This is a genomic window from Neobacillus soli NBRC 102451 (assembly GCF_001591665.1).
Classification (GTDB): Bacteria; Bacillota; Bacilli; order Bacillales; family Cytobacillaceae; genus Neobacillus; species Neobacillus soli.
The window spans coordinates 91,992-104,816 of sequence record NZ_BCVI01000006.1 but is presented as its reverse complement, the minus strand read 5'-3'; the positions used below and the strand labels follow the sequence as shown (position 1 = coordinate 104,816).

General features: G+C 37.6%; 13 protein-coding genes. 2 read left to right on the top strand and 11 right to left on the bottom strand.

The genetic code is table 11. The features are described from left to right. Positions 1–190: 190 nt before the first annotated feature. The 10 genes from BSO02S_RS03060 to BSO02S_RS03005 all read right to left on the bottom strand — a co-directional run bounded on the left by BSO02S_RS03060 (position 191) and on the right by BSO02S_RS03005 (position 9,403). The gene (locus BSO02S_RS03060; RefSeq protein ID WP_066062245.1) at positions 191–1,906 is read right to left on the bottom strand and encodes a sigma-54 interaction domain-containing protein; all 1,716 of its coding nucleotides are present in this window, start codon (positions 1,904–1,906) and stop codon (positions 191–193) included. A 710-nt stretch (positions 1,907–2,616) separates the two neighbouring features. After that, positions 2,617–2,970 carry a 2Fe-2S iron-sulfur cluster-binding protein gene (locus BSO02S_RS03045; RefSeq protein WP_066062236.1) on the bottom strand — a complete coding sequence of 118 codons (354 nt, stop codon included), beginning with the start codon at positions 2,968–2,970 and terminating at the stop codon, positions 2,617–2,619. A 166-nt stretch (positions 2,971–3,136) separates the two neighbouring features. Beyond that, entirely contained in the window at positions 3,137–3,838 is a 702-nt protein-coding gene (locus tag BSO02S_RS03040; protein WP_066062235.1) for a GntR family transcriptional regulator, read from the bottom strand. A gap of 44 nt (positions 3,839–3,882) precedes the next feature. Continuing rightward, positions 3,883–4,413 (bottom strand): chromate transporter, encoded by a 531-nt coding sequence (locus tag BSO02S_RS03035; RefSeq protein WP_066062234.1) that lies wholly within the window; start codon positions 4,411–4,413, stop codon positions 3,883–3,885. Further along, positions 4,410–5,003, bottom strand: a complete 594-nt coding sequence (locus BSO02S_RS03030) for a chromate transporter (protein ID WP_066062231.1) — start codon at positions 5,001–5,003, stop codon at positions 4,410–4,412. The genes BSO02S_RS03035 and BSO02S_RS03030 overlap by 4 nt, the downstream gene beginning before the upstream one ends. A gap of 118 nt (positions 5,004–5,121) precedes the next feature. After that, on the bottom strand, positions 5,122–5,601 hold the full coding sequence (locus BSO02S_RS03025; RefSeq protein ID WP_066062228.1) for a GlcG/HbpS family heme-binding protein: 480 nt from the start codon (positions 5,599–5,601) through the stop codon (positions 5,122–5,124). A 28-nt stretch (positions 5,602–5,629) separates the two neighbouring features. Further along, positions 5,630–7,111 (bottom strand): aldehyde dehydrogenase family protein, encoded by a 1,482-nt coding sequence (locus tag BSO02S_RS03020; RefSeq protein WP_066062224.1) that lies wholly within the window; start codon positions 7,109–7,111, stop codon positions 5,630–5,632. Between the two features lie 141 nt (positions 7,112–7,252). Then, positions 7,253–7,984: an iron-containing redox enzyme family protein gene (locus BSO02S_RS03015; RefSeq protein ID WP_066062221.1), complete on the bottom strand. Its 732-nt coding sequence runs from the start codon at positions 7,982–7,984 to the stop codon at positions 7,253–7,255. 252 nt (positions 7,985–8,236) lie between these two features. Further along, complete coding sequence (locus BSO02S_RS03010) at positions 8,237–9,007, bottom strand: creatininase family protein (RefSeq protein WP_066062219.1); 771 nt, start codon at positions 9,005–9,007, stop codon at positions 8,237–8,239. 66 nt (positions 9,008–9,073) lie between these two features. Next, positions 9,074–9,403 carry a 2Fe-2S iron-sulfur cluster-binding protein gene (locus BSO02S_RS03005; protein ID WP_066062215.1) on the bottom strand — a complete coding sequence of 110 codons (330 nt, stop codon included), beginning with the start codon at positions 9,401–9,403 and terminating at the stop codon, positions 9,074–9,076. A 401-nt stretch (positions 9,404–9,804) separates the two neighbouring features. Here BSO02S_RS03005 and BSO02S_RS03000 point away from each other — a divergent pair, with 401 nt between their 5' ends. Together BSO02S_RS03000 and BSO02S_RS02995 are read left to right on the top strand one after the other, a co-directional pair. After that, entirely contained in the window at positions 9,805–10,140 is a 336-nt protein-coding gene (locus BSO02S_RS03000; RefSeq protein WP_066062212.1) for a hypothetical protein, read from the top strand. A 389-nt stretch (positions 10,141–10,529) separates the two neighbouring features. Next, entirely contained in the window at positions 10,530–11,912 is a 1,383-nt protein-coding gene (locus BSO02S_RS02995; RefSeq protein ID WP_066062209.1) for a hypothetical protein, read from the top strand. Between the two features lie 113 nt (positions 11,913–12,025). Here BSO02S_RS02995 and BSO02S_RS02990 read toward each other — a convergent pair whose 3' ends face one another. Further along, a complete protein-coding gene (locus BSO02S_RS02990; protein WP_235846848.1) occupies positions 12,026–12,736 on the bottom strand; it encodes an NAD(P)-binding domain-containing protein in 711 nt (236 codons plus the stop codon). Positions 12,737–12,825: the final 89 nt, after the last annotated feature.

Genomic DNA, 12,825 nt, shown 5'->3' with positions numbered 1-12,825 from the left:
GCTTACTATTAGACTGAATATTCAATAAAAATTACTTATTTGATGGCATCACGCATCAAAGTTGATGCAAAGTTGCATCGTGCCACACCACAATGGCGTGATTTATTGAGCAACCAGATTTTTTCGACCTGTATACCTCATTAATTTTATTTTTTAAAAGAGTTATAAACCAATAACTCGTAACATCACTCTAGTGTAGGTCGTTCCGCATCCTGTATTTTTGTAATTTTCTTACAATAGTAGATTGATTCACACCTAGACATTTTGCCATTTCCCGTGTCGTTGAACATTTTTTCATTGTTTTTAAAATAAGTTCCTTTTCGACTTTTTCAATGAAATCTAATAAATTTGGCAGTTCTTCTTCCATTGTTTCAGTTTCAAAATATGAAGAATTCGCATCATTCTCATCAAAGAAAACAGGTTTTTCTAAGACAATAATTCTTTCGATCGCATTTTCAAGTTCCCTTACATTACCAGGCCATGAATATCTTAATATTTGTTCGAGTTGTTTTGGTAAGAGTTCAACATTTTTTTGATAATTTTTATTAAATCTGCTTAGAAAGTAATAGGCAAAAGCTTGTATATCCTCTTTTCTCTCTCTCAAAGGTGGAATATGGATAGGGACAACGTTGATTCGATAGTATAAATCTTCTCGAAAAGTACCCTTTTTTATCATATGACTCAAGTCCTTATTCGTGGCAGAAAGAATCCTTACATCTATTTTTTGCTCTTTTGTTCCACCCACCTTCATAATCACCTTCTCCTGTAAAACCCGTAACAGTTTTACTTGCAAAGCGAGCGGCATTTCACCTATTTCGTCCAGAAAAAGAGTTCCCTTGTCAGCAATCTGAAAAAGTCCCAGTTTACCGCCTTTTCTTGTTCCTGAAAAAGCCCCTTCCTCATATCCAAACAGCTCGGACTCTAATAAATTTTCCGGTATAGCTCCGCAGTTTATTGTGATAAACGGATGGTCACTTCTATGTGATAAGGAATGAATTTGGTTTGCGACCATTTGTTTTCCAACCCCCGTTTCTCCTAAAATAAGAACAGAGGTATCTACTGTAGCCACTGATCTAATAAGCTCAAATACGTCCTCCATTTTTTTACTTTTAAAAATAAATGTTTTATCTTCGTATTTCTCTTGTCTAAAATGAGCGATCTCTCTTTGGTAACTGTGTAGTAAAGACTTTGTTTCTTCCATGCTTTTTTTAAGTTGATCCAATTCGGGTGAATCCCTCGTAATTGACACAACCCGCACTACATCACCAAATTCATTTTTTACAGGTATAGATTCAATTTGAAAAATCTCTCCTGTATTTGTATATTGTAATCCCGTCTCACGCTTTCCTGATTTAAGTACTTTTGCCGTGATAGAAGGATAGAAAATTTTTTTCCGCTCTAGCTCAAACACATTTTCCCCCAGGTATTGTTGGTCATTTTGAGATGTAACACGGATCACTTTTCCATTCTCATCAGTAACAAAAATACTTTGATAAAATTCATCAAAAACGGTCTGCATCTCCTTGACAAGCCATTTATCTTCATCAAGCATTTCTTGTATTTTATTATCAAATCCCCAATCAACAACTCCTTTCACTTGGCCGTTTTTATCCTTAATTACAATAATTTTATTGTCTTCAAAAATCATTTTATTTGGATTTACCTCTGTTATTACGGTAACTTCTGTTAACATACTTTCAATTGATATTGAATTAAGCTTAGTAAAGTCGATATTTTTTATTTTGTTAAATAACGTATCACGTTTAATACAACCTACAACTTTTTCGCCTTTTACTAATACAAACCATGGGTAATTTGATTTAACGGCTTCAATTACTATCATTTCAATCCCTGCTGGCCATGTAATAGCTACGGCCTTCTTTATGAAATATTCTTCAACCTTCATTAATAATTTCCTCCCATAGAGTAACTTTTAAGAAAAATAGATTTCCTACATTAATAGGAAATGGATGACCTTTAGAAAAGTACTAGCAAACAATCAAAATTCTTTTACTTTGATTTTTCGTGAAAATATGGAAGTTTACAGATTACAAATAAATTATTTCGAATATTCCGCATATTGTCAACTTACTTCTGCTCTTGATATGATAGGGTTACGAAAAAAACGGGAAGAAAATTTGATGATCATACCTCTGCTAAGAAATGGTTTAGAAATCATTTCTAAAGCTGCCTATGATGTTGGCGGTGGGATTACGCGGGATTCAACTACTGGGGTGAAATCAAGGAATTCTTGCTACTTGCTAAGGAAGGTAAAGGTGATCCTCTACAAAATATGGGGTCAGTCCCCCCGAGGTGTTAAAGCTTTAATTCACATAGGGACTGACATCATTTTTCAAAAAAACAATTGAACGGTTTAGGAATTCTTCTAAGCCAATGAACGTATTTTTTTATTCTTTGTATATTTCAAAGGCTGATGAGCGTAATAAACTTGTGCAACGGCAGGATTCTCACAAAGTGAACATTTAATCTGATAGGAAGCTTTGCTTATATGGGGAGTTTCTAAGAATGTCAATACTTCCTTCATATGTTTACTACAGGCCCACATGATCTCACCCCTAATTCATAATTTTTATAGTTAACTGAGTAGGCAAATAGTTATTTACTTATTAAAGAAGCTTCTTTCTGAAGTTTATCTGGTTTCCTTTTGATTACTTGTTGGGTAATTTCTTGATCCCAAGAAATTGAAATATCCCCTTTGGTTACAAACGTTTGACACCCTAGACGATACCCTTCCCTTAGCCACTGTTCACCTAATTTTCTTTTTTCCTGTATCTTTACCTTATCTAAGAATTCAGCACCTTCCTCCGCCTTAAAAACGCAGGTGCCGCAAATTCCACCGCCGCATCGATTCGGGAGCTCCCCGTCGTAGCGAAGTGACATCCGCAAAATATTGGAATCCTCAGGTACTTCTAATTGTTTATTACTATTTATAAAATTTATTTTAGGCATGTCTTATTTCCTCCCTTTTGATTGTCTTCTTGGTATACAATATACCATAAATATAATTTTCAGACAATATGAAATCTTTAATTATTTATTAAAATTGATAAATGGAAGACCACAGCCTTTTTTACGGATGTGGTCTTATCTTGCTAAGAAATAGCCATTAAATGAATTATGTGGAAATCAATTTTTCCTTTTTATTTCTCTTTGCTTTTATATTCTTGATATAGGTGATATAGGCCTTCTTCGAATTTTCAATATGAATTCTCATTAAATACTCGGCCATTTCCGCTTCTTTATCACGTAAAGCCTTCATGATATCAATATGTTCTCTTAATGATTCCTTTCTTCTTCCTGGTGTCTCGTATCCCATATTTGCGGCCATATGGATATAGTCAATAAGGCCAGACAGAATTTCCATTAATTTAGGGCTTTTTGACGCCTTATTTATCAAACGGTTCATTTGAATATGTTCTAAATTAAAATTTTCTTCCGCCTTTTCTTCCAACTCCATAAGCTCTTGGATTTTATAATCCAATTCTTTTTGTGTTTCTTGATCCATTTTTTGAGCTGCTAATTTTACGGCCAAAACTTCTAAAGAGGCTAGGATCGTAAATACTTCTACAACTTCACTTTCCGAAATATTCGAAACAACGACACCTTTTCTGGGAACTGTTTTTACAAAGCCCTGGGATTCCAGCCGGAATAAGGCCTCCCTGATAGGTGTACGGCTTATGCTTAATTTCCCTGCCAGTTCTCTTTCTATTAAACGTTCACCAGCTCTTAATTGCCCCTCAAGAATCATTTCCTTTAAATATAGAAAAGCATGTTCCCGAATCGATAAAAGACTGTTTTCCTCCCATCTATTGTCCATAATTCCACCCGCTTAATTATAAAGTATTTTCCTAAATGACTAGCTTACGAAAGAAAAACGCCGCCATAGATCAATGCACAAGCAATGACCAGGGACGGATGTAATTTTATTTTACTTAAAGTGAAGTAGCTTGCTACGGCCAACAGGACTAAATGAAAAAGCCCACTATTTTCAAAGGCTGTTAAAAAGAATTGGTAGGCCATAACAGCAAGTAATATTGCAATAATCGGCTGTACTGACTTCGTCATAAGCTTTACTTTTGGAGAATCTTTAAATAAATTCACAAACTTAAATAAAATAATGACTGCAAGAGCGGAAGGAAGAACTGTCGCAATCAGTGCAATGATTGCACCTAGGTAACCGCCTATTTGAAAACCAATATACCCACCCATTTTGGTTGCAATCGGGCCGGGCAAGGCATTTGCAATGGCTAATACATCACCAAATTCACGTACGGTCATCCAATCATAATGGTTGACCACTTCATTTTGTATTAATGGGATGGTTGCAGGTCCACCGCCGTAACCCAATAAATTAGCAATAAAAAACGACCAAAAGATATGCCAGTAAATCATGAGCTTTTTTCCTTTCTAACGAGAACCTCCGTCGGGCGTGCAGCTGCCTTTTCTTTGCGATCCGCAATGATATAGGCCGCTAGGAGAGAAATGGCGATTAAGATTCCGGGATGTACATCAAGGAACTGAATAAATAGTAACGAAACGGCCGATAGGATAGCCATTTTTTGGAAACCTAATCCTTTACGGCCATTTTGGAAGAAACGATAGGCCATCTCCAATAGCATAAATCCAATCACAGGTGTAACTCCTTGGACCATACCACTGACGATAGGCGAATTTCGAAACGAATAAAGTACACCTAACAAAGCAATCATGCCAATAATTGAAGGCAGAATGTGAGTAAGGATGGCAACAAGCGCTCCTAATGATCCTTTCACTTTATAACCGATATAGGCTGCCATTTTGGTTGCAATCGGTCCAGGCAAGGTATTGGCTAACGCCAAAATTTCAATAAATTCTTCTTCCGTCATCCATTTATATTTTTTCACGGCTTCAAATTCAATCAATGGTATGGTCGAGGGCCCGCCCCCATATCCGGTCACACCGGTGCGGGCAAATCCAATGGCTAACTCCACATATGCTTTCATCTGATTCTCCCCCTTCCTTAAACCAATAAACTTTCTGTTGTCTTCTCTCTGAGAAACCAGTAGATTAAAGATAGACCCCATTCGGCCGATATAGGCCAAGAATGAGGTCCTGCTATTTTTATTTTTTTATATCCGCTTCCGTAATTACTTCCAGCCCAGCACTTTCTACATACTTTTGTAGTGCTATTAAGGCTGCTGTTCCCACGGCAGTATCTTGCTCGCCGTTACCGCCGCTTACGCCAATTCCACCCACTACTTCACCATTGACAACAATCGGAAATCCACCAACAAATATTGCGAATTTCCCTGGAAGCATTTGCTGAATTCCAAATGCTTCATTTCCAGGAAGGGCTGGCCCATTAGGCTCTTTATTAAATAAATGGGTAGATCGTTTATGTCCGGCAGCTGTGTAAGCTTTAGCAATCGCGATTTCAGGTCCAGTAATTCGCCCGCCATTCATTCGTTCAAGAGCAAGCAAGTTTCCGCCTTCGTCGACAACCGCAATGGATTCAAGGACATTAATTTCTTCTGATTTTTTCTTAGCTGCCTCAATCATTACTTTTGCTTCTTCTAATTCCAATTTCAACGCTTTTTTCATTTCTGTTCTCCTTTGCTTAGTGAATTTTTTAATAGCCCATATAGACGGTTTTCAATTGAGTAAAGAACTCTAAGCCCACTCTTCCAGATTCACGGAAGGTCGAGGTACTTGATTTTTTCAGACCTCCAAAGGGTGCGTTCATTAAGTTACCAGTCGTTGTACGATTAACTTTTACGGTCCCCGCTTGGATATCTTTCGTAAATTGGTTGGCGATTTTTAGATTATTTGTAACAATAGAGGCAGATAGACCATACTCCACATCATTAGCAACGGCTATGGCATCTTCGTATGTATCTACTTCTATTACTGCAACAACCGGGCCAAAGATCTCTTCTTTTGCAATCCTAGAATGAGGCAAGACATTCGTGAATATGGCCGGCTCAACAAAGTATCCTTTTTGGAATTCCCCTGCTGTTACTGGCTTCCCGCCATAAACCAATAACGCTCCATCTTCTTTACCATACTCAATATACTTTAAAACATTTTTCATTTGTTTTTCATTTGCGAGCGGACCGATTTTCACGCCTTTTTCAAAGCCATTTCCTATTTTTAAAGCACGGGTTTTTTCAATCAGTTTTTGAACAAATGGCTCCTTCATTTCTTTTAAAACGATAACCCGGCTTGTTCCCGTACACGCTTGCCCTGTTAACGAGAAACCGCCGTTAACTACCAAGGTGGCCGCCAGGTCAAGATCGGCATCTTCCATAACAACTAGCGGATTTTTTCCTCCGAGCTCCATTTGAGTCCGCGTTGTGAACGCTGCCTTGCTATGAATATCTTCCCCGGCGGTGGTTGATCCTGTAAATGTAACAGCCCTTACGGCAGGATGAGTCACCAATAAATCGCCTACTTCTGACGCTTTTCCCGTTACAAAATTTATGACACCTTTAGGAATTCCAGCCTGAGCTAATGCTTCCACTAGACGTAAAGCAATTAATGGAGTATCAGAAGAAGGTTTAAAGACAACGGTATTACCTGTGATTAAAGCGGGAGCGATTTTTCTGGCCGGAATAGACAGCGGAAAATTCCATGGAGTAATCACACTCACAACACCAAGCGGTTCTCTTTCCGTTGAAACTTTCATATTAGGATCATCATTTGGAAAGGTTTCCCCTGTAAAGCTTTGTCCTTCTACTGCATAATACCGAAGAGTTTGAGCGGAACGTAATACCTCATTCTTGGCATCATCTACATGTTTTCCTTCTTCCCTTGTTAACTCTTCAGCAAGTGCAACCGCATTTTGTTCAAGAATGCTGGCTGCTTGATTTAAGATGGCAGCTCGCTTTGAGGGCGCAGTTTGCGACCAACTAGGAAAAGCACTCACGGCAGCTTCAATGGCCGATTGCACATCTTGTTCATTTGACGCTTGGAAGGCCCCAACTAGGTCGTCATTATTGGCTGGGTTCACACTAAAAAACGTCTTCTTGCTCACTGATTCCTGCCATTCTCCATTTATATAGTTATTGAATGTCTCCACTTTTGTGGTAATCACAACTATCACCTTTTTCATTTATTATGTTTAAGGATAATCATAGGTCCAGTTAACTAAGTTTCTTCTATTAAAATGGCCGTCACTTAAACCTTTAAACTACAAGATTAATAGGACGGCCTCACTCTTTAATCAGTCAATTTTTATTTTAAAACAATAATTTTAGTTCGTTTCAACTAGAGCTCCTAAATCTTGTTCACAGTACTCTCTCCAAAGACCATCCATGTACATGCGGCGCATTTTAGCTCCTGTACGTACTACTTCTAGACAGCGCTGCTGTAATTCAGGAGTATCTGCATGGTCAAGAACAATTTTGTAACCGCGCTCGCCATGAATTTCATCCGAAACGATGTGTAAATCAAAGAATTCAATTTCCTCATCCGTAAATCCATATTTTTCACGTAATGCTGGAGTCTGCTTGCGGTAAATATCAGGAACCTGAGATTCCAAGCCTACGACTAAAGCTGCGGTAGCTACAACAAAATTTTCCCTTGATGCGACAGCAAAACACCAGCTTTGAAGACCTAACGTAGTTGGAGCCATGTTATTAGGTTCGATAATTCGTTCAGCAGTAGTTCCGCATGCTTCAGCAAAACGAATCAATAAATCTGTGTGACGGTCAGCTGCAATTTCTTCCTCGTACATGTTCTGCAAGGTAAAATCTTTTGCCGATGCAAATTTTGGATCTGAAGGAGTATTGTGATAAATATAAGCTAAGTAATCCGCAAACGGTCCAACATAATGGTAATGATTTTCAGCCCAGCGAGCAAAGTGTTTTCTTCCAAGTCTTCCCTCTGCCCAAGCAACAGTAAACGGCGCCTTTTGGCTATGATTTCCTTTAATTGCTTCTTCTAATTGTTTGCGAAATTCATCTTTCGATAATAATTCTGTCAATGTAAACTCCTCCTCAATTTTTAAGTAGATCTTTCAAGTCACCAATGTGTTTGGCATTTGATATTTTGTATACCAAATTAGATTAAAAATAAAAAGATTGCTGATTTAATCCTTGCCCAACATCCTTTCATTCTATGATTATCTCATTTTGGTATACCTTAGGTTTATACTATCAATATGTTGTTTATTTGTAAACATAATTTTTAGAATTTTTTAAAGATTAGTAATATATGCCCATTTTTCCGATTAAAATTAAGAATGCGCTTCCACTTTTAGGTGGAACAATTGGTAAAGTTCTTTTGAAAGATTATCCAATGATTCCTCAACAATCTGTTTGCCTATTTCCCAACTAGCCTTTGTTGCATTCCCAATGCAGCCGTTATTTGTCATTTCTTCGTAGTAATAAAAACCTTGGATCGCCTTTCCCGGTCTAAGCTGCTTCCATCTTCCCTCTTCGTTAATATCACCTTTTTCAAGGCTTTCAGGACGGACCAGCTCTGGAGCTAAATACAGTGCCTCTGAAACCTCCCGTTCGCAGCTATGGCCAAATAATGGGGAAGTGACATTTTCCTGAATTGATTTTTTCGCAGATGCTGTTGTTTTTGCATAATAAATTTCAACATCCAATTCTTTAGTCAGCATCATGGATGCAACATTTAGCGTAGATTGGTTACCCCCGTGTGAATTTAGAAATAAAAACTTTTCAATACCATGATGTTTCAGGGATGAGATGACATCTTTTAGAATGGAAATTAGTGTTGTAGGCTGCAAAGAAATCGTCCCTGGAAAATTCAAATGATGCGGCGAAACCCCCATATTAACAGTTGGGGTTACCAAGGCATAGGGATACATCCTCTCACCAAGCTTCTTTGCCAGTTTTTCTGCAAGTACCGCATCACAGCTCTCGACCATATGTGGACCGTGCTGCTCATGGGCTCCAATGGGAATGATAGCAAACTGAACAGTTTTTAAAGATTCCTCTACCTCTTTCCATGTCATGGCTGTTAAATCGTAACAATCCATCACAACTCACCTTCTTGTCTTAATTGTATTTTGTATACCGTAAATACTTTAAAAAATAAATGCCCATCATGATTGAAGTGCGGATTTCTTCTTTGGGGCTTGGACCAAAATATTTTCCTGTGTAATTTCAATATCTTCCTGAATCGTTAATTGGCACGTTAAGCGGTAACCTTCATTCAGCTTTTCTCCAAGCATTTTTTCTTCCTTCCAATTCGGTGGTGCTAATCCTTCTGCACCGTTTAATACGATACAAGTGCATTTTGTACATCGCCCCATACCGCATCCATACTTTAATTTGGGTAATTGACGAATCCCTGCTAATACCACTAAATTTGCCTGATCTTTCACTTCTTGTTCAATTGTCGTTCCATCAACATGGAGGATAACTTTTGGCATAAAAATTTCCCCTTTCTGTTTATTCCAAAAATTTCGATACTTCTCTGAAGTATACAACCTTTTTGTCAGAGAAGCAAACTAGATTTTTATATCATTCTATATTTAAAATATAAAAATGTTAGATCAATCGCATTTTCCTTATATAAATTCCGTTTTAGTTCTCACACCGCTCATGAACCTGTTTAGTAATTATTCAAATATTTAGAATATATTCTTGAACATTTTAACAACTTGATATAAAATACACATAAGCAGTTTGGTATACAATGTTCCTCGGAGGTGATAAGAGAAAATCCACTATTAATCACTAACTATACTTAAATCAACAATGATCAATACTTAGCTAAAGGTTTTTTACTTAATAAAGAGTTGAATAGAATTTACTTGAAGGAGTGTTTTAAATGGGCCAATATATTGTGTTAACGAATAAAGATACTTTCCAAACAATTCTTGAAAACGATGGGTTAGAACCTGTTGAAACGTACCATTTCTATTTCTTTGATAAAATAAAGGCCAAATACACGATTGCCAAAGTGCTCGATGAATCGATTAAAATTCAATTATTTGAAAACTTTGAAGGAAAAGAATATGTCAATCATATTGCTGTTAAGTTTTTTGAAAGATTCGACACCCTTGAAGCAGCACGTGAAGAATTGAATGAGATTGTTAAAGCTTCAGGTAACAGTGAGGATTCAGTAAATTCCAAACTGGTAAAATCAGCAGAGGCAGCTGTTTAGTCTACGAATTGGTTTTATATATGATAAGTTCGGAGAGAAGGCGAGGTCTCTCCGTTTTTTGTTTTTTATATTTTAATATACACAAAAAACCGCCACATTGATGTGACGGTTGAAATAAGTCAATTTAGAATTTAAGTGTTTTTCTTAGTGAAGCTAATTTTCTCTCAGCTTTTTCAACAGATTTTTTTGATCCAAATAAGAAGTTAAACATTTAAAATCCCCCTGATTGTTGAGTTATTTACTACTGTCATTGTATAATGTAATCAATTTAAAAACAAGTTTTTTGTATACCAAATACCAAATAATTCATCAATTATGGCAAATCTGTGACTATTTTTATGATAAAATCCCATACTTGGTATACAAAAATAAAAAGTTAGGGTGTTGATATGCTGAGAGTTATGCTGTTTTTAGTTATTTTATTGTATTTATTTTCTGTGCTTTTACCTATGCTCCACCTTGGTGTACTTCTATCCAGTTTAAGTCTGGCTATTGTCCTGTGTACGTTATTTCAAGCCAAACGATTTGTGCAGCTATTGGGAAGTACCTTTTTGCTTTCTGGCGTAGTTTTACTGTGGACAAGCGGGGCTTCTTGGCAGCATTACATTCTATCCTTTGGTCCGATGCTGGACTTACTTACAATGTTTACTTTAATCCCTATCTTAGGGATTCCCATTAAATTAGGCGGGTACAGCGGGGGTATTCAAACGATTATTCAAAAAAAAGTAAAAACCTCCGGACAACTCTATATGATTACTTCCGGCATTTCCTATTTTTTTAGTATCTTTATGAATCTTGCCACATTACCGATGACTTATTACTCAATAAGACCTGCTTTAGAGGTCATTCCAGTCGCGAATAAGGAACGGTTCATGAGCAGAGCGATTACCCGTGGTTTTGCGATGCCATTAATATGGGCACCAGTTACCCCAATTGTCGGTATCGTGATCACGATGACGGGCGTAAGCTGGCTCTCGATTCTTCCATATGTTGTTCCCTTAAGTATTGTAGGCATGGGGGTGGATTGGTATATTGGTTCACGTAAATCAAAGATCATGTTCCAAAACCAAAAGAACGTCAGCATCCATGAAACAGCTGCTACGATCGAACTCGGACAGAATAATCGTTCCGGAAGAGTCATTCAAATTCTTCTCGCTATCATTATTTTCAATGGCGTCATATCGGTAGTAGAATCAAGATTCCCCTATCCGTTTCTAATTCTTGTATCATTAATGGTCATCCCTTTTGCCTTTACTTGGTCGTTATTGTTAAAAAAGGGTAAAGAATTTGGAGCACATTTAGTTACGCATTTTCAAAGCTTCTCCGTAAGTATGAAGGATCAATTTTTCATTTATTTATCCGCTGGCTTTTTTATCTCAACCATAAACGTTTCCCATGCAAATCAATGGCTGGATAGCTGGGTGAATCGGTTTATTACTGTGGCTGGTGTGGAAATCTTTTTAATTTTGCTGCCTTTCATCCCTTTAGCTTTTGCTTTTCTGGGACTTCATCCAGCTATTTCACTTGCATTAATGACAGAAGGCCTAAATCCAGACGTTATTGGGATATCGCCGCATATTCTGACAGTGGCGATGTTAGCTGGAGCTGTTTCTTCTTTTCTAGTAGGTCCTTATAATGCGACGTTAGGGCTTATGTCAAACATCGTCAAGGAAAGTTCCTATAAAGTCTCCAATTGGAACTTATCCTTCGCAGGCCTTTATATCGGCTGCGTCACGCTCTATTTAATTTTATTACAATTGTTTTCAGGGTAAGGGCTTCACGATTCTGAACATCGTAAAAGGTGTCAATCAATGGATTGACACCTTACTTATATATGGGGAAATTCACGGCACCATTTCTAAGAGTGCAGCTGTTTTTAGTTTTCTTATCTTTCCGGTTTATCAACTTCATGTGAACTCTCTGCTTGAATTTCATTGGCAATTTCCTTGGCAAAATGCCCAAGACTCCCCTCGCTGTACGCGCGAATTACTTCAGGCGCCAGGGATGTCAGCGCTCTTTCAAGATATTCCGGTGATAATCCTCTTTTGGCAAATTCAGACTCTATCGTCATTGCTGTTTTTAATGCGAAATAGGTAGCTAATTTGTTTACCTCTGTTAAACAATTTTCACGGTCGATTTTTACCTTTCCAAGCTGTTGAAAAAGCTCTTCCGTTGTTTTTGGCAAAGTGGTTTCTGTAATAAATAGGCCATTTCCATGTTCCAATAAGTCTCTCCCATGCCCCATATACTTCACTCCATGAATGTTAAAGGACGGAAACTTGGCCGTAATTTCGTTTGTAGCAAGGTTCGTTGCCATATTGACAATAACAAGTGAAGCCTGAGACTTGCTTTCTATTTTTAATGTGGAGATAAATGGGATAACCGCCGTTGCTGGCAGGGCAAGAATTAAGATATCTAATTCCGATAGTTCCCTATCCTCTAAAAGATAACTAGTTTGATACCGTTGAACAAACTGTTCCGCTTTTGTTTTCGTCGGATGATACACCCCGATTGCGACCTTTTTCTTATCCCAATGAGTCATCAGCGCCGTCCCTAATTTGCCAATACCTACTAAACCAATTCGTATTTGTTCCATCTTTTTTCCCCTCTCCATCTTCGATATTAAATTAAAGATAAAAAGACTATCCTAAAAATCAGTATTCTCTCCTGACTTTTGGGATAGCC